The organism is Rhizobium sp. NXC14, assembly GCF_002117485.1.
In the GTDB taxonomy this organism is placed as follows: domain Bacteria; phylum Pseudomonadota; class Alphaproteobacteria; order Rhizobiales; family Rhizobiaceae; genus Rhizobium.
On sequence record NZ_CP021032.1, the window covers coordinates 555260 to 573243 of the forward strand.

A 17984-nucleotide genomic window follows, 5' to 3' on the forward strand; every position below is an offset into this window, starting at 1 on the left:
TTCAGCTCCGAAGCCCAGACGGCAAAGGAGATCGAGATGCCTTGGGTTTTGACCTGGCGCGGCTCCTCCCGGGGCCGCGCGACAGGTATCTTGAAGTCAGGGTCCCGACGTGAACTGCGCACGCCTGGCCCTTAGCCAAGAGCAGCGACACGCGTGGGTCGCACGGGGCGGCTGGTAGCCTGCACCTGCCAGGGAGCCACGACCGCGGGCATGCCGGCTTCGACGCACGCGGCCATGAAAGCCTCCCGCGCAATCAAAGGGGCAATAACCCGGTTAAGAGCGCCCCGACAGGTCTTGACCGCGCGCTTGTGGCGCTCTCCGTGGCCCAACGGCCATTCGTTTTCCAGGAAATCCAAGGCATCATAGACGCCCGTAAAAGTTCGTTCCAGGCCGCACTGCAGCCGGACCGTCACTGGACGAGTCCAGAGCACATCGTTCAGCGGCATTTTCTTCTTCCTCCTTTCGATGCCAGCTTGATCCCTTAAAAATATTGGAAATGGCTGCTGGTAGTTCAAGACGGCAGCGATAATCCATTAATGGGTATGCCTACAGGACAAATTCCGCCTGCCGCTGTTGGATGCGAGAGAACGATTGCAACAGCTCCTCGGCTGGACGCGCCCGGGCGAGCCAGATCATCCCCGCTCCTCAGTAGGGGCCGTCGTCATAGAACCATGCGCCGAGCGGAAAATCCTTTTGTCGCTTCGCCCGGAAGGGCTATATCCTCTGGTGATCTCATTGGATTGGATTGAAATGACCGACACTGTTCTCGACCGCTTCCTCCGTTATGTCGTTATCGACACTCAATCCGATCCCTCCGCGTCGACGCAGCCGACCACCGAGAAGCAGAAGGATCTCGGCCGGATTCTGGTCGACGAACTGCTGGAGATCGGGCTTTCCGATGCCCATCTCGATGAACATGGCTATGTCTATGCCACCATTCCGGCCAATAGCGACAAGGCGGTGCCGGTCATCTGTTTCTGCTCGCATATGGACACGGCGCCCGATTTCAGCGGCACGGATGTCAAGCCACAGATCGTCAGGAATTATGCCGGCGGCGATATTCGGCTCATTGGCGATTCGAGCCGGGTGATCCGTGTCGCCGAACATCCCGAACTGAACAACCAGGTCGGCAACGATATCGTCACGACCGATGGAACGACATTGCTCGGCGCCGACGACAAGGCGGGACTGGCGGAAATCATGACCGCGGCCCAGATCCTTGTCGACAATCCCGATATCCGGCACGGAGCGATCAAGATCCTGTTCACGCCTGACGAGGAGGTCGGTCGCGGCGTCAACAAGGTCGACCTGGATAAACTCGGAGCGGACTTCGCCTATACGATGGACGGCGAGACGGCGGGTCACATCGAGGACGAAACCTTCTCGGCCGACGGCGTCGAGATCGGCATAACAGGCGTGGCGATCCATCCGGGCTTCGCCAAGGACCGTATGGAGAACGCTATCAAGATCGCCGGCGCCATCATCGACCGGCTGCCGAAAGATTTGGCGCCGGAGACGACGGAAGGCCGGCAGGGCTTCATCCATCCGGTCGGCGTGACCGGCTCGATGGAAAAGGCGTCGCTGAGCTTCATCATCCGCGACTTCACGGAGGAGGGGCTCGCTGAGAAGGAGGCGATGCTCGCAACTATCGTCAAGCAGGTGATGTCGGCCTATCCCGGCTCGACCTACCATTTCCAAGTGACGGAACAATATCGCAACATGAAGACGGTGCTCGACCGCCATCCGGAGATTGTCGAGAACGCGCTTGAAGCGGTGCGTCGTGCCGGCATGACGCCGGTACGCGGCAGCATCCGCGGCGGCACGGACGGCTCCCGCCTCTCCTTCATGGGGCTGCCGTGCCCGAACATTTTTGCCGGCGGCCATGCCTTCCACTCGCCGCTCGAATGGGTGAGCCGCCAGGATATGGAAAAGGCGGTCGCAACGATCGTGGAGCTTGCAAAGATCTGGGAAGAGCGCGCCTAAGGCGCTCCTCCCGCTAGGAAAATCCAGTTTTAGCCGCCATTTACCGGGATCTCGCCGCGCAGCATCACGCTGTCATAGGCGGGACGGGGGGTCGGGATCGCGATCCGCATCGCCGGCTCGGGCGCAGGCGCGGTTTCCGGTTGGGTCACCGGAGCCGTTATCTGCATTGGCGCCGTGCTCGCCGTCGCCATCGGATCGGGCGCCGGCAGAGGAACGGGAACGGCCGAGGGTATCAGCGCCTCGAATTGCGGTGGCAGCATGCTTTCGCCGGGCACATAATTCATCGCCACCTCATAGGACGGCAGCGGCGGCGGCGTTTCCAGCATGCCATTCGAATCGCGCTTCTCGTAGAAGGCGTTGCCGCCGGCGACCGTCACATAATGCATGTTGTCGTAGGGGAATTTCAGACCATCGGTGTGGAAGAACATTGCATCCTTCACGGCCGGATGGCGCGCCCCCTTCAGCAGGATCGCATCAGCCGCGGTGGCAAGTTCCGGTTCCGCCTGAGGCTTGACTTCGCGCGTCATGACCCCGGGCGCAAACTGCTTCTCCTGGGCGACGACACCGCAGATCGATGGGGGGTAGGCGCCTGACGTCAGCCTGTTCATGACGACGGTGCCGACGGCCAGATAACCATCCTCGTCGGAATGCTGCGATTCGAAATACATCGCGCGCTTCAGGCAGTCGCGATCCTTGGCGGTATAATTGAAAGTGACTTTCGCCGCTTGAGCCTGTTTTGTCTTTGCCGGCGTCGTCGCCGGCTTCGGTGTTGTGGTGCAGCCTGCAGCCGCCAGTCCTACGAATAAAATCCCGATCAGGGATTTTCGAAAGGAAATCTCCGCCCTCAACGCCAGGTGCCTCCTATGGGATTAGTCCAGCCCTTTATGATTAACGCGCAAAATCTTTTACTCGTCATATGACTGAAATACAAACAACCTCAGATAACAAAAGGCCGGATGGACTCCCGCGAAGGGCGATTCCGGCTGAGGCCTGGGACCGACCGATGCGTAAATCCGGAGGGTTAACGAATTATTAAGCAAGCGCCGTGAGCGCGTCAGGAACGACGCGCGCAATCGGGATCAGCCGCGGAACAGCTTCCAGCGGGTCGGCTTGAACGCCACGCGGTGACGGTCGAGCCGGTCAGCCTCGCTCGGCGGCAGCTCGATTTCGATATTTGGCCGGTCATTGCCGATATCGAGTTCGATATGGCGCGTACCGGCGACGCGGCGGCTGGAGACCGGCTGGCCGCCAATGCAGTTTTCGGCTGATTCGCACAGCCTGACATCATGCGGGCGGAAGTAGAGCTGCGCCGGTCCATCCGGCTCGCCCTCGGCATTGAGGCCGAGCGAGCGGCCTTCGAAGAGAATATCGCCGCCCGAAATCTCGACCTGCAGGCAGTTGGATTGGCCGATGAAGCCGAAGACGAAGGGCGAGTTCGGATAATCATAGACTTCGTCGGGCGTCCCGACCTGCTCGATCGCGCCCTGGCTCATCACGACGACGCGATCGGCAAGCTCCAGTGCCTCATCCTGGTCGTGGGTGACGAAGACGGTGGTGTGGCCGGTACGGTCGTGGATCTCGCGCAGCCATTTGCGCAGGTCCTTGCGCACCTGAGCATCGAGCGCCCCGAAGGGTTCGTCGAGCAAGAGCACATTCGGCTCGACGGCCATGGCGCGGGCGAGCGCCACGCGCTGACGCTGGCCGCCGGAAAGCTGGGCGGGATAGCGTTTTTCAAGGCCGGACAACTGGACGAGGTCAAGCAGTTCCAGCGCCCGTCGGCGGATATCGGCCTTGGCAGGCCGCCGCGCGCCCTTTCTGACCCTCAGGCCGAAGGAGACGTTGTCGAGCACCGTCATGTAGCGGAAGAGGGCGTAATGCTGGAAGACGAAGCCGATATTGCGCTGCTGTACCGATTTCTTCGAGGCATCCTCGTCGCCGAAGAAGATCTGTCCCTCAGTCGGGCTTTCCAGGCCGGCAATCAGACGCAGCAATGTCGTCTTGCCGGAGCCCGAAGGGCCGAGCAGTGCGATCAGCTCGCCGGAGCGGATGTCGAGCGAGACATCGTGGAGCGCCGGAAAACGATCGAATTCCTTGCGGATGTTTTGAACGCGTACTTCCATTCCAGATCCTTCAGTGCCGCCGGCTGGCGGAGATTTCAGCGCTGTAGCGCATTTCCAGCAGCGTCTTCAAAACAAGAGTCACGAGCGCGAGCAAGGCCAAAAGCGTGGCGACGGCAAAAGCGCCGGTGAAATTATATTCGTTATAAAGAATTTCGACCTGCAGCGGCATGGTGTTCGTCTGGCCGCGGATGTGGCCGGAGACGACAGAGACCGCGCCGAATTCGCCCATGGCGCGGGCATTGCAAAGCAGCACGCCGTAGAGCAGGCCCCATTTGATGTTCGGCAGCGTCACGTGCCAGAAGGTCTGCCAGCCGCTGGCGCCGAGCGACAGGGCTGCCTCCTCGTCGGCCGTTCCCTGCTCCTGCATCAGCGGGATCAGCTCGCGGGCGACGAACGGGAAGGTGACGAACATCGTCGCCAGGATCAGCCCCGGCACGGCGAAGAGGATCTTGATGTCGTTTGCGCTGAGCCAATGGCCGAGCCACGTGTTGGCGCCGAACAAGAGCACGAAGACCAGGCCCGAAATCACGGGTGAAACCGAGAAGGGCAGGTCGATCAGCGTCGTGAGGAATGCCTTGCCCTTGAACTCGAACTTGGCGATCGTCCAGGCGGCGGCGACCCCGAAGGCGAGGTTCAGCGGTACGCTGATGCCGGCGACGACGAGCGTCAGGCGGATCGCCGAGAAGGTCTCTGCATCGCCAAGCGCCTCGAGGAAGGGGCCGGCACCTTTGCGAAAAGCCTCGACGAAGACGGCGGCGAGCGGCAACAGCAGGATTAGCAGCAAGAAATGCAGCGAAACGGCGATCAGCGTGTATCGCGCCATTCTGTGTTCGGTGGTCACCGAACGCAGTTTCGTCGGTTGAACGGTCGCATCAAGCGCCATAGCCGTACCTCCGCCTGCTCCAGCTCTGGATGAGATTGATGACGAGCAACAAGGCGAACGAGATCACCAGCATGATCGCCGCGATGCCAGTCGCTGCCGCATAATTATACTCTTCGAGTTTGATGACGATCAGCAGCGGTGCGATTTCCGATTTGAACGGCAGGTTGCCGGCGATGAAGATGACCGAGCCGTATTCGCCGACGCCGCGGGCAAAGGCGAGCGCGAAGCCGGTCAGCACGGCCGGCGCCAGCCCCGGCAGCAGCACGCGGAAAATCGTCTGGAAGCGGTTGGCGCCGAGCGTAGCCGCGGCCTCTTCGACCTCCTTGTCGATTTCCTCCATGACAGGCTGCACGGTGCGCACCACGAAGGGCAGGCCGACGAAGATCAGCGCCACGACGATGCCGGCCGGGGTAAAGGCAATCTTGATGCCGAGCGGTGTCAGCAACTGGCCGACCCAGCCGTTCGGCGCGTAGAGCGCCGCCAATGCAATGCCGGCGACGGCCGTCGGCAGCGCGAAGGGCAGGTCGACCATGGCGTCGATGACGCGCTTGCCGGGGAAACGGTAGCGTACCAGCACCCAGGCGAGGATGATGCCGAAGACGGCGTTGATGATCGCAGCGATGAAAGCGCTGCCGAAGCTGATGCGTAGCGCGTTCAATATGCGCGGATCGAACGCGATCGACCAGAATTTCTCCCAGCCGAGCGCGCTCGACCGGACGGCAAGGCCGGAGAGCGGGATGAGGATCAGAAGGGTGAGCCAGGTCAATGTAAGACCGAGCGCCATTCCGAAACCCGGAATGACGCTCGGCCGCTTGAACCGCCACCGCGTGGGGCTATGTGCTTTCATGAAGTCTATTATTGGGCCGGCTTGTAGATTTGGTCAAATACCCCGCCATCGCCGAAGAATTTCGGCTGGGCTTCCTTCCAGCCGCCGAAGTCGTCGATGGTGGCGAGCTGCAGCTTCGGGAAGCGGGCGATATCGGCCGGATCGGCGGCTTCAGGCTTGATCGGCCGGTAGTAGTGCTTTGCGGCGATCTTCTGGCCTTCATCCGAATAGAGGTAGTTGAGATAGGCTTCGGCGACCTTGCGCGTGCCCTTCTTGTCGACATTGCCGTCGACGACGGCGACTGGCGGGTCGGCGCGGATAGAGAAGCTTGGCGTCACGATCTCGAACTGGTCAGGACCCAGTTCTTCGAGCGAAAGATAGGCTTCGTTTTCCCAGGCGAGCAGCACGTCGCCGAGGCCGCGCTGGACGAAGGTGGTCGTGGCGCCGCGGGCGCCGGTGTCGAGAACAGGAACATGCTGCAGCAGTTTCGTCACATATTCCTGCGCTTTGGCATCGTCACCGCCATTTGCCTGCTTGGCCCATGCCCAGGCTGCCAGGAAGTTCCACCGTGCGCCGCCCGAGGTCTTGGGGTTCGGGGTGATGACCTGCACGTCATCCTTGACCAGGTCGCCCCAGTCCTTGACGCCCTTCGGGTTGCCCTTGCGGACGAGGAAGACGACCGTCGACGTATAGGGCGTCGAATTGTTGGGCAACTTGGTCTTCCAGTCGGCCGGGATCTTGCCGGTCTTCTTGGCGATGGCGTCGATGTCGCCTTCGAGGGCCAGGGTGACCACGTCTGCGTCGAGACCGTCGATGACCGAGCGGGCCTGAGCGCCGGAGCCGCCGTGCGAGGCCTGGATCGTCACGGTTTCACCCGTATCCTTCTGCCACTTGGCGGCAAAGGCTGCGTTGAAATCCTTATACAATTCGCGAGTCGGATCATAGGAAACGTTGAGAAGCGTTTGATCGGCGAATGCCGGAGCGATGCCCCCGATCGCAAAGCTGCCTGCCATGACCGCGGCTGCGATGAGCCGGGTAAACCGTTGTGTCTGCATTGAGGAACCCTCTCCTGTTATGTCTTAACTCTATCAAGTCAGTCGTATAATGAAACAAAGGTTCTTCCGGTTCCGGGCTTGGCCTTAGAATGTCATTCCATTTCGGGGCTGATTTGGAAATGAGCGTGCCGAAGTTGGCCGCGGCCAATTGGGGCAGACCGTGTTTTTTTGGCCACAGTTCTTCCACGAAAGCGCCATGGTGAAGCCGATTTTTGCGATGGTTTTGCCGCGATGACACTTGCGGATTCCTATATGGGCCTCCGTGCGGTCGTGTTCACCGGCCGCTACGTGGGGGCATCCCTTGAAATGCGCCTCACAATTCAACCTGTTAGGGCCATTCAAAATGAATATCAGAACTATCCTTTTTGCCTCCGTTGCCGCCCTTGCCGCGGCCTCCGGAGCGCGCGCAGCCGACGCCATCGTGGCAGCGGAACCCGAGCCCGTGGAATATGTTCGCGTTTGCGACGCCTACGGTACCGGCTATTTTTATATTCCGGGAACGGAAACATGCCTTTCGATCGGCGGCTACATCCGTACCGAAGTGCGCTTCGGTGACAACATTGCCGGCGATTCCGACGTAAACTTCTGGACTCGCGGTCAGGTCACCTTCCAGGCCAAGAACGACACCGAGTACGGCACGCTGACCGGCGTCCTGACGCTGCGTTACAATGCCGACAACGCCTCCGATCAGGAAGCGCTGCTGGACGAGGGCTACATCGATATCGCCGGTTTCCGCGTCGGTAAGCTCTATAGCTGGTGGGACGACGACATGAGCGGCGAGACCGATACGCTCGCCAGCAACGAGACGACCCACAACTCGATCCGTTATCAGTACGAGAATGGCGCTTTCGCCGCCGGCCTCTCGGTCGACGAGCTGGAAGAAGACTATGCCACCAAGCCGGGCGAAGGCCCGAACAACTTCGGTGTGGCAGGCCAGGTCTCCTACAAGGCCGGCGCTATCAGCGCTTACCTGCTTGCCGGTTATGACACCGACACCAGCGAAGTCGCGGTTCGTGGTATCGTCTATGCCGACATCGGTCCGGGCACGCTCGGCATCGCCGGCGTCTGGGCAAGCGGCGCCAACTACTACTACGAAGAGTCCGAATGGACGATCGCAGCAGAATATGCCCTGAAGATCAACGAGAAGTGGACGGTGACCCCGGGCTTCCAGTACTTCGAAAACATCGCCCTCGAGGCCGACGGCAACGGCTTCACCGGCGGCAGCGCCTACACAACCGGTGTGACGATCGACTATCGCATCGTCGACGACCTCCGAACGAAGCTCAGCGTGCAGTACCACGATGAGGACGAAGGCGACGACGAAGTCTTCGGCTTCCTGCGCTTCCAGCGCGATTTCTAAGTCGATCTGATTGCAGACGAACGGGCGCGGCCTTCGGGCCGCGTCTTTTTTACGCCCGGGAATCAGCGATGAAGTCGGAATAGAATTCGTCCGCCGTTCCTGCCTTGCGCATGGCGGCAAGCACGCCATCCGATTGCAGCCGCCGGGCGATGCCCGAGAGCACATTCAGATATTCGCCGCGATTGTTCTCCCCGAAGATGAGCACGAAGGCGATATCGGTCGGGATATCGTCGATCGCCTCGAAATCCAGCGGCTGCGCGAAACGAATGAGAAGGCCGCGCGGGCTCGTCATGCCGTCGATGGCGGCATGCGGGATGGCAATGCCATTGCCGATCCCCGTAGAGCCGAGCCTCTCACGCGCTTCGAGCGCCTTCAGGATGGTCTGGCCGTCGACGGAGAAGGCCCTCGCCGCCTTGTCGGCGATGATCTGCAGCGCGCGCCATTTCGTCGGTGCCGAGACACCGATGAAAGTGTGCTCCGGCCGGATGATGTTGGGAAGGTTCATGTCATTCTCGATGTGGGCGGCTCGAAATGGTCGGCTCGATATGGTCGGGCATCGGGAGGGAGGAGATGTCAGTCCGGTTCCCTGAGCCGATAGCCGACGCCGGTTTCGGTGGTGATATAGTGTGGCTGGTCGGGGCTCTGCTCGATCTTCTGCCTGAGCTGCCTGATGTAGACGCGCAGATATTGCACATCGGCCGCCGGCCCCCATACCTGCTTCAAAAGAAACTGGTGTGTCAGCACCTTGCCGGCATGCTGGGCGAGCACGCGCAGGATGTCATATTCCTTCGGCGACAATTTTAGTTCCTCGCCGCCGACCTTGACGATGCGCTTGACGAGGTCGACCGACAGCTCGCCGGTCTGGAAGATCGCCTTTTCGCCCTGCTGCTGCAGGCGATGGCGCAGCGCCACGCGGATGCGGGCGCCAAGTTCGTTGATGCCGAAGGGCTTGGTGACGTAATCGTCGGCGCCGCTTTCCAGCGCCTTAACGATGCCGGCCTCGTCGGTGCGGCTGGAGAGGATGACGACGGGTATGGACAGGCCTTCGTCGCGCCATTCCTGCAAGAGATCATGTCCCGGTTTGTCAGGCAGGCCGAGATCGAGCAGGATGAGATCGGGCCTGTCGTCGGCGACCCACTGACGGGCGCTGGCAGCGTTCGGCGCCTCCTGCACCTCGTAGCCCTGCGCGGTCAGGCCGACGCGGAGCAGCTTGCGGATTGGAGGCTCGTCGTCGACGACGAGGATCTTGACGGCTGAACCGGTCATCTGAGTTCATCCAGTTTCGGTATGTCGTTGGGCTTCGGCAGGTGAATGGTGAAAACGGCGCCCGGGCGGCCCTTTCGGTTGGCGGCGGTGATCGTGCCGCCCATCGCCTCGATGAAACCGCGGCAGATGGAAAGGCCGAGGCCGGTGCCGGCGCGCACCTGATCGCCCTTGCGCACCCGGTAGAAGGTGTCGAAGACGCGGGTAAGGTCGGTAGGTGGAATGCCTGGGCCTTCGTCCGAGACCTGCAGGACGACGTTGTCGGCATCGGCCCAGCCCTCGATATGGACCACCGATCCCTCAGGCGCATATTTCGCGGCATTGTCGAGCAGGTTGAAGATCACCTGCTCGAACAGGACGGGATCGACCCGCACCATCGGCAGGTCGGCGGGGATGCTCGTCTCGGTCTTGTGGTGCTCGAGGATCTTTGCGGCCCGACGCAGCGCGCTGCCGACAATATCGCCGGCATAATGCAGCGCAAAATTCGGCTCCATCGCACCGGATTCGATCTTGGTCATGTCGAGCAGGTTGGCGATGAAACGATTGAGGCGCTCGGATTCGTCGACGACGGTGGAAAGCAGATCGGTGCGGTCCTCCTCCGGCATGGAGGCGAAATAGTCGCGCAGCGTGCCGGCGGCGCCGAGGATAGCCGCAAGCGGCGTTTTCAGATCATGCGAAATCGAGGTGAGCAGGGCCGAACGCAGCCTGTCGGCTTCGGCCGCAAGCCTTGCCCGGTCGACATCGGCTACGAGCTGGACGCGTTCGATCGCAAGAGCCGCCTGATCGGCCAGCGCATCGAGCAGCCGCTGCTGCTCCGGCGTCAGCAGCGGCCCGTCGCGGCGGTCGCTGTCGAGGCCGATGACGCCGACGGCGGTGCGCCCGGTCCTCAGCGGCACATAGAGCCGCTTGGCGCCGGGCAGGGTATCGGCGCCGCGGCCGGCGGCGTGATTGTGCTCCCAGGCCCAGCGGGCGGCGGCGATATCGGCATCGTCGAGCGTGTCGTCGGGCGGATAACCGGCCTTGACGGCGATGGTGCCCTCTTCCGGCAAGAGCAGGACGACACGGACCTTCAGCATCGAGGCGAGTTGGAAGGCGGTCGCCCAGAGCACGTCGTCGAGCGTACCCGTGCCGGCGAGCTTCTTTGAGAAAAGATAGAGATCTTCTGTCGTGCGGGCCCGCTGCCTGGCGGCGGCAGCCTGCCGCTGCACGGTCGCGGTCAGATTGCTGGCGATGATGGCGACGCCGAGGAAGAAGAACAGGGCCAGCACGCTTTCTGGATCGCTGATCGTCAGCGTATAGCGCGGCGGCAGGAAGAAGAAGTTGAAGGACAGCGCGCCGAGAATGCAGCTGTAGAGCGCCGGCCGTAACCCATGCAGGACGGCGGAGGTCAGCACCGCCATCAGGAACACGAGGGCAAGGTTACGCACGTCGAGCACCTGATCGAGCACGATGCTGACGCCAAGCGCGACGACGACATAGACGGTCGCCAGCAGATAGGCTCTGAAATCGAATTCAGGGGCCGTGGCCGCCGCCCGGATGCCGCGCGCGGTGGTGCCGTCCTTCTCATTGCCGGAAATGACATGGACGCTGATCTCGCCGGTCTTGCGGATCAGTTCGTCGGTGATTGAACGGCTCCACCAGTCGCGCCATGTCGCCATCTTGGGGGCGCCGATGACGATGTGGGTGACATTGTTCGCTGTGGCGTGACGGACGAGCTCTTCGGCGACCTCGCGGCCCGGAATCGTGATCGCCTCGCCGCCGAGCTGTTCGGCAAGACGCAGCGTTGCGGCAACAGTGTCGCGCTCGGCTTCGGTCAGATTGACCGAACGGCTGGTCTCGACATAGACGGCGGCCCAGGGCGCGCGCAGGCGCGAGGCCATACGAGCTGCATATCGCACCAGCGAGGCGGAGCGCGGGTGATGGTCAATCGAGACGAGGACACGTTCGCCCGCCGCCCAAGGGCCGGAGATCGCGTGAGCCTGCATATGGGTGAGCAACTGATCGTCGACGCGCTGGGCGGTTTTGCGCAGCGCAAGTTCTCTCAGCGCCGTCAGGTTGCCCGGGGTGAAATAGTTGGTCAGCGCCCGCTCGGCGGTGCGGGGCACATAGACCTTGCCGTCATGCAGGCGCTTGATCAGATCGTCCGGCGTCAGATCGATGATCTCGACGTCGTCGGCCAGGTCGATGATCGAATCCGGCACCGTCTCGCGCACACGGATGCGGGTGATCTGCGAGACGACGTCGTTCAGGCTTTCGACATGCTGGATGTTGAGCGTCGTGTAGACGTCGATGCCGCGGCCGAGCAATTCCTTGACGTCGAGGTAGCGCTTCGGATGGCGGCTGCCTTCGGCATTGGTATGGGCGAGTTCGTCGACCAGAACGAGATCGGGCCTGCGGGCGAGGATGCCGTCGAGGTCCATTTCCTCGAGCGGACGGCCCTTATAGTCGATTTTGACGCGAGGAATGATCTCGAAACCGGCGAGCAGTGCCTCGGTCTCCTTGCGGCCGTGAGTCTCGACGACGCCGATGACAACGTCGAGGCCGTCGGCGAGTTTGGCACGGCCGGAGACCAGCATTTCATAGGTCTTGCCGACACCTGGGGCGGCGCCCAGAAAGATCTTCAGACGGCCGCGCATCTCCGCCCGGGCTTTTTCGAGAAGCGCATCGGGCGAGGGCCTGCCGGCCTGGTCGCGGTTGTCGTCTGGCATGCGTGTTGTCTTTCTGCGAATGGCGGCAATCGAGGTTCAGCTGGCGGATGGCATTCCCGATGTTTACGCGGCGAGAAAGCCCCTCATTCGGCTGCCGCCACCTTCTCCCCGTCAGAACGGAGGGAGGGTTAGGGTGAGGGGCAGCCGATAGCGCCAACCGGACATCAGTGAGTCAAGCCCGAGGATGGCGGAGAGTGGGGTTGGCCTTGTCGCCAAACCACAGCATCTAACCTGCCAAACTCACTCAGTCATAGAAGCATCAAGGCTCTGGTTCAACGCCAGAACATTGACGGTAGGTTCTCCCAAAAATCCGAGTTCGCGGTCCCGGACGGCGCCGTCGACCAGCGCCTTGATCTTCGCCTCGTCGATGTTGCGTGCCTTGGCGACGCGCGCCACCTGGAAGTAGGCGGCCTCCGGCGAAATATCAGGATCGAGCCCGCTGCCGGACGCGGTGACGAGGTCGGCCGGCACCTTGGCGTTTGGGTTGGCCGCCTTGGCTGTTTCGTAGTCGCCCTTTACGCGGTCGATCAGTTTCTGGCTGGTCGGGCCGAGGTTCGAGCCGCCGGAGGCGGCGGCATTGTAGCCATCGCCGGCGGCCGAGGGACGGCCGTGGAAATACTTGTCGCTGGTGAACGCCTGGCCGATCAGCCTCGAGCCGATCAGCTGACCGTTCTGCTCGATCAGGCTGCCATTCGCCTGGGTCGGGAAGAGCGCCTGGGCCGCTCCCGTCATGGCGAGCGGATAAAGCAGGCCCGTGATGGCTGTAGTGGCAACGATCATAACGACGGCCGGGCGAAGTTGTTTCAACATTGTTCTTAGCTCCTAGAGATGTCAGGCGAGACGGAGGGCCGCGACGGCCATGTCGATCGCCTTGATGCCGATGAAGGGAACCACAATGCCGCCGAGGCCGTAGATCAGCAGGTTGCGTGACAGAAGCGCGCCAGCGCCGATCGGACGGTAACGCACACCCTTCAGCGACAGCGGGATCAGCGCGATGATGATCAACGCGTTGAAGATGATCGCCGAAAGGATGGCGCTCTGCGGAGTCGAAAGCCCCATGATGTTGAGGATGCCGAGCTGCGGGTAGAAGGTCAGGAACATCGCGGGGATGATGGCGAAATACTTGGCGATGTCGTTGGCGATCGAGAAGGTCGTCAGCGCGCCGCGTGTCATCAACAGTTGCTTGCCGATTTCGACGATCTCGATGAGCTTCGTCGGGTCCGAGTCGAGATCGACCATGTTGCCGGCCTCGCGGGCTGCGACGGTGCCGGTGTTCATAGCAACGCCGACGTCGGCCTGGGCCAGCGCCGGGGCATCGTTGGTTCCGTCGCCGCACATGGCGACGAGCTTGCCCTTGGCCTGTTCCTCGCGCATCAGCGCCAGCTTCATCTCGGGTGTTGCCTGGGCAAGGAAGTCGTCGACGCCGGCTTCGGCGGCGATGGCCGCTGCTGTCAGCGGATTGTCGCCTGTTATCATGACGGTACGGATGCCCATGCGGCGAAGCTCGGTGAAGCGTTCGCGGATGCCGCCCTTGACGATGTCCTTCAGCTGGATGATCCCGAGCAACCTGCCGTCGCGAGCAACGGCGAGCGGCGTGCCGCCTGACTTGGCGACCTCGTCCGATATCGACTGCAGCTCGCGCAACAGCTCGTTGCCATTCTTCGAGGGGGCGTCGCCTTTGACATAGGCGAGCACCGTATCGACCGCGCCTTTGCGGATCGAAGCGCCTTCGAGATCGACGCCGCTCATGCGGGTCTGGGCGGTGAAAGGCACGAAGCTGGCCTTGAGACTCGCCATGTCGCGGCCGCGGATCGCATATTTCTCCTTGGCGAGCACGACGATCGAACGGCCTTCCGGCGTTTCGTCGGCAAGCGAGGCGAGTTGCGCGGCATCAGCGAGCTCCTGCTCGGAGACGCCGCGCACCGGGTGGAAGGCCGTCGCCTGGCGATTGCCGAGCGTGATCGTGCCGGTCTTATCGAGCAGCAGCGTGTCGACGTCGCCGGCCGCTTCCACGGCACGGCCGGACATGGCAAGCACGTTGAAGCGGACGAGCCGGTCCATGCCGGCAATGCCGATCGCCGACAAGAGCGCACCGATCGTCGTCGGGATCAGGGTGACGAAAAGCGCGACGAGCACGATGATCGGGATCGAGCCGCCGGCATAGATGGCAAAGCTCGGGATCGTCGCCGTCGCCAGCACGAAGATCAGCGTCATGCCGGCGAGCAGGATGTTGAGCGCGATCTCGTTCGGCGTCTTCTGGCGCTGCGCGCCTTCGACCAGCGAAATCATCCGGTCGAGGAAGGTGGAGCCGGCCGCCGCTGTGATGCGCACGCGGATCCAGTCGGAGAGCACCTGCGTGCCGCCGGTCACCGCCGAGCGGTCGCCGCCGGATTCACGGATGACGGGAGCGGATTCACCTGTGATCGCCGCTTCGTTGACGGAGGCGACCCCTTCGATGACTTCGCCGTCCGAAGGGATGATGTCGCCGGCTTCGACCAGCACGATATCGCCGACCTTGAGGCTGGTGCCCGGCACCACGCGGTAGCCGCCGCCGTTGGCTGTCAGCAGCTTGGCCTGGGTTTCGGTGCGCGCCTTGCGCAGCGAATCTGCCTGCGCCTTGCCACGGCCTTCGGCGACGGCCTCGGCGAAATTGGCAAAGAGCACGGTGAACCAGAGCCAGAGATTGATCTGGAAAGAGAAACCGAGATTGCCGTTGCCGGTGATGAGGTCGCGCAGGAAGAGCACGGTGGTCAGCACCGAAACAGTGGCCACGACAAACATGACGGGATTTCTGGCAAGGGCGCGCGGGTCGAGCTTCTTGAAGGCGGCGCCGACGGCCGGAATAAGGATGCGAGAATCGATAATGCTCGCGGATTTTGCCTGGCTCATAAGAGGCTCCAGCTTTGAAACGAGGACGACAACGAAACCTGGGGATGTGGGTTACGGCATCGCCTCAGAAGCTCTGTCCGGCGATCGCGACGAGGTGTTCGACGATTGGACCGAGGGCCAGCGCCGGGAAGAAGGTCAGGCCGCCGACGATCAGGATCGTGCCGATCAGCAGGCCGACGAAGAGCGGACCGTCGGTCGGAAAAGTGCCTGCCGAGGCCGGAACCGTCTTCTTGGCGGTGAGCGAACCGGCGATGGCGAGCGCCGGGATCATGACCAGGAACCGGCCGGCAAGCATTCCGATTCCAAGCGTAACATTGTACCAGGGCGTATTGCCTGTGAGACCGCCGAAGGCCGAACCGTTGTTGGCCGCCGCCGAGGTGTAGGCATAGAGGATCTCGGAGAAGCCGTGCGGTCCAGGAGTGCCGACCGAGGCGACAGCGGAGGGCAGCACCGTGGCTATGGCGGTAAAAACAAGCATGGCGAGCGGCAGGCAGAGGATGGCGAGAACGGCCATCTTCATTTCCTTCGCCTCGATCTTCTTGCCGAGATATTCCGGTGTACGCCCGACCATCAGCCCGGCGACGAAGACGGCGACGATGATGAGCAGCAGGATGCCATAGAAGCCGGCGCCGACACCGCCGACAATGATTTCGCCGAGCTGCATGTTGATCAGCGGAATGAGGCCGCCGAGCGCGGTGAAGCTGCCATGCATGGCGTTGACGGCGCCACAGGAGGCGGCGGTGGTGATGACGGCGAAGAGCGAGGACAGCGCGACGCCGAAGCGGACTTCTTTCCCCTCCATATTGCCGTCGGCGAGGCCAAAGCCATGCATCAGCGGATTGCCGGCCGCTTCGGCCCAATAGGTGATTCCGACGCCGACGACGAACAGCGCGCCCATCGAGGCCAGAATCGCCCAGCCCTGGCGCTGGTTGCCAACCATGCGGCCGAAGACGTTGGTCAGAGCCGCACCGATCGCGAAGATCGAAACCATCTGGATGAGGTTGGAAATCGCATCGGGATTTTCGAACGGATGGGCCGAATTGGCGTTGAAGAAGCCGCCGCCATTGGTGCCGAGCATCTTGATGGCGAGCTGCGAGGCGACCGGGCCGAGCGCGATCGTCTGCTTGCCGCCTTCGAGAGTCGTCGCGTCGACATAGGGCCCGAGCGTCTGCGGTACGCCGAGATAGACGAAGACGAGCGTCAGCACGATGCAGATCGGCAGCAGGATGTAGAGCGTGCCGCGGATCATATCGACCCAGAAATTGCCGATCGCCTTGCCAGACGCCCGTGCGAAAGCACGGATGAAGGCGACGGCGATGGCCATGCCGGTGGCGGCGGACAGGAAATTCTGCACCGTGAAGCCGGCCATCTGCGTCAGATACGACATGGTGCTTTCGCCGCCGTAGTTCTGCCAGTTGGTATTGGTGGGAAAGCTGACGGCGGTGTTGAAGGAAAGGTCGGGCGGAACAGCGGCCATGCCGGCCGGATTATAGGGCAGAACGCCCTGCAGGCGCATCAACGCGTAGAGGAGGAGGACGCCGAGAAGGTTGAACATCAGCATCGCCAAGGCATAGGAGGTCCAATGCTGCTCCTCGCCTTCGCCGGTGCCGGCCATACGGTAAAGTCCGCGTTCGATCGGGACGAAGACGGGCGAGAGGAACGTTCGCTCGCCGTTATAGACGCGCGTCATATAGCCGCCGAGCGGTTTGACGAGCAAAAGGACGATCCCGCAATAGAGCAGGATCTGAAGCCATCCGTTGAGGGTCATGGAGCTAAAACTTTCAATACCCGGCTGGTTCTCGGTCGCGCAGCGCGGCCTCGCAAGCGCCGGTTCAGAAGCGTTCTGGGCGTAAGAGAGCGTAGGTGAGGTAAACGGTGAGAAACACGGTTACGGCGCCGCTCAGGACATAATCGAGGGTCATCGTCGCTTCTCCTTAGAGCTTGTCGCAGGCTGCGACATAGGCAAAGCACAGCGCGAAGAATAGGATCGCTGTGCCGAGCAGAATGGTATCCATCATGATCGTGACTCATGTTGTTCTTGTTGGAGTCAGACAAGACAAAGGGCCGCCGCCGTTGGAGACTGCCTTTTATGCTTTCTGGCGTGGAGAGGATCCTTCGATCTCTCGGGCACCAATATGGAGCCGGAGCGCATAAAGGTTCGAGACGGCCGAAACCGCATCAATATAAAAATCTTATAAATGCTTTCAGGCCGCTGCAGCGGGAACGAGAGCAGGGCGCGATCTTGAAATTCAAGGGTCGACCCGGAACTGGTAGCGGCCTTCGGCGCTGCGGCCGTCCATCGAGAGGACGCGCCAGTCGAGGGTATAGAGGCCGGGCGCCATTGCGGGATCGAGAGGGATCTTGAATATGGATCCTTCGGGGCCGGAGAGGAACGGCTTGCCGAGGGGGAGCGCCCTGCCTTGGGCATCGAGCAAGGTGGCGGTCGAGCGGGCAAGATCGACGGGACCGCTGAAGGTAAGCTCGACATTGGCCGGCACGAGCTCTTCTTCCTGCTGCTGCGAGGGCAGAGATGCTTGTTCGAGGGCCGCGGCCGCCTGGTTGCCGGCGAAAAGAAGGGATGCGAACAGGCAGAATGACACGACCGACTTCATGATGGCCTTCCTATATTGCCGAGCCATTGGCGCCGGGAGCCGTCATGCTCCCGCCACGCCGTGCGGGCTGCATGCTATCAACGCTGCCGGGGGCGATTTCGATCCCGCGTCCGCAGAATGACGCCCATTGGCTGCCCCGGGTTGTCTCTGCGAAGGGCGGCGTTCAAATCGGCCACCAGTCTGCGCCAGAATTTTCGAAGCGGTCTAAGCATCCTCTGGGAAAGCCGGCTTCCGCCGACATTGTCGTTATCATGCTTCATCACTTGTCGCCTTCCCGCCTTGCCG

At 62.1% G+C, this 17984-nt stretch carries 16 protein-coding genes; 2 read left to right on the top strand and 14 right to left on the bottom strand.

Annotated features, from left to right (window positions below):
• Positions 1-131: 131 nt before the first annotated feature.
• The gene (locus NXC14_RS26905; protein WP_085781055.1) at positions 132-446 is read right to left on the bottom strand and encodes a DUF982 domain-containing protein; all 315 of its coding nucleotides are present in this window, start codon (positions 444-446) and stop codon (positions 132-134) included.
• 304 nt (positions 447-750) lie between these two features.
• On the opposite strand from NXC14_RS26905, the gene pepT reads away from it, so the two are divergent.
• On the top strand, positions 751-1983 hold the full coding sequence (gene pepT / locus NXC14_RS26910; protein ID WP_085781287.1) for a peptidase T: 1233 nt from the start codon (positions 751-753) through the stop codon (positions 1981-1983).
• A gap of 29 nt (positions 1984-2012) precedes the next feature.
• Here the strand turns inward: pepT and NXC14_RS26915 are convergent, their stop codons facing one another.
• The 5 genes from NXC14_RS26915 to NXC14_RS26935 all read right to left on the bottom strand — a co-directional run bounded on the left by NXC14_RS26915 (position 2013) and on the right by NXC14_RS26935 (position 6867).
• Complete coding sequence (locus tag NXC14_RS26915; protein WP_085781056.1) at positions 2013-2831, bottom strand: cell wall hydrolase; 819 nt, start codon at positions 2829-2831, stop codon at positions 2013-2015.
• A gap of 231 nt (positions 2832-3062) precedes the next feature.
• Positions 3063-4103: a sulfate/molybdate ABC transporter ATP-binding protein gene (locus NXC14_RS26920; RefSeq protein WP_085781057.1), complete on the bottom strand. Its 1041-nt coding sequence runs from the start codon at positions 4101-4103 to the stop codon at positions 3063-3065.
• A gap of 10 nt (positions 4104-4113) precedes the next feature.
• Positions 4114-4986, bottom strand: a complete 873-nt coding sequence (cysW, locus tag NXC14_RS26925; RefSeq protein ID WP_085781058.1) for a sulfate ABC transporter permease subunit CysW — start codon at positions 4984-4986, stop codon at positions 4114-4116.
• Positions 4976-5833 carry a sulfate ABC transporter permease subunit CysT gene (gene cysT, locus NXC14_RS26930; RefSeq protein WP_011428112.1) on the bottom strand — a complete coding sequence of 286 codons (858 nt, stop codon included), beginning with the start codon at positions 5831-5833 and terminating at the stop codon, positions 4976-4978. The genes cysW and cysT overlap by 11 nt, the downstream gene beginning before the upstream one ends.
• Before the next feature lie 8 nt (positions 5834-5841).
• On the bottom strand, positions 5842-6867 hold the full coding sequence (locus tag NXC14_RS26935; RefSeq protein ID WP_085781059.1) for a sulfate ABC transporter substrate-binding protein: 1026 nt from the start codon (positions 6865-6867) through the stop codon (positions 5842-5844).
• A 343-nt stretch (positions 6868-7210) separates the two neighbouring features.
• Here NXC14_RS26935 and NXC14_RS26940 point away from each other — a divergent pair, with 343 nt between their 5' ends.
• The gene (locus NXC14_RS26940) at positions 7211-8227 is read left to right on the top strand and encodes a porin (protein ID WP_085781060.1); all 1017 of its coding nucleotides are present in this window, start codon (positions 7211-7213) and stop codon (positions 8225-8227) included.
• Between the two features lie 49 nt (positions 8228-8276).
• On the opposite strand, the gene NXC14_RS26945 is transcribed toward NXC14_RS26940, so the two are convergent.
• The 8 genes from NXC14_RS26945 to NXC14_RS26985 form a co-directional block, all read right to left on the bottom strand.
• Entirely contained in the window at positions 8277-8732 is a 456-nt protein-coding gene (locus tag NXC14_RS26945) for a PTS sugar transporter subunit IIA (protein ID WP_085781061.1), read from the bottom strand.
• Between the two features lie 68 nt (positions 8733-8800).
• Positions 8801-9493 (bottom strand): response regulator transcription factor, encoded by a 693-nt coding sequence (locus tag NXC14_RS26950; protein WP_085781062.1) that lies wholly within the window; start codon positions 9491-9493, stop codon positions 8801-8803.
• Complete coding sequence (locus tag NXC14_RS26955) at positions 9490-12198, bottom strand: sensor histidine kinase KdpD (protein ID WP_085781063.1); 2709 nt, start codon at positions 12196-12198, stop codon at positions 9490-9492. The genes NXC14_RS26950 and NXC14_RS26955 overlap by 4 nt, the downstream gene beginning before the upstream one ends.
• A gap of 240 nt (positions 12199-12438) precedes the next feature.
• Entirely contained in the window at positions 12439-13008 is a 570-nt protein-coding gene (gene kdpC, locus NXC14_RS26960; protein ID WP_085781064.1) for a potassium-transporting ATPase subunit KdpC, read from the bottom strand.
• Between the two features lie 21 nt (positions 13009-13029).
• Entirely contained in the window at positions 13030-15087 is a 2058-nt protein-coding gene (gene kdpB / locus NXC14_RS26965; RefSeq protein ID WP_085781065.1) for a potassium-transporting ATPase subunit KdpB, read from the bottom strand.
• A 64-nt stretch (positions 15088-15151) separates the two neighbouring features.
• Positions 15152-16855 carry a potassium-transporting ATPase subunit KdpA gene (gene kdpA, locus NXC14_RS26970; protein WP_085781066.1) on the bottom strand — a complete coding sequence of 568 codons (1704 nt, stop codon included), beginning with the start codon at positions 16853-16855 and terminating at the stop codon, positions 15152-15154.
• A 64-nt stretch (positions 16856-16919) separates the two neighbouring features.
• Positions 16920-17009 (bottom strand): K(+)-transporting ATPase subunit F, encoded by a 90-nt coding sequence (locus NXC14_RS26975; RefSeq protein ID WP_003547774.1) that lies wholly within the window; start codon positions 17007-17009, stop codon positions 16920-16922.
• A 327-nt stretch (positions 17010-17336) separates the two neighbouring features.
• A complete protein-coding gene (locus NXC14_RS26985; protein WP_085781067.1) occupies positions 17337-17699 on the bottom strand; it encodes a copper resistance protein CopC in 363 nt (120 codons plus the stop codon).
• Positions 17700-17984: the final 285 nt, after the last annotated feature.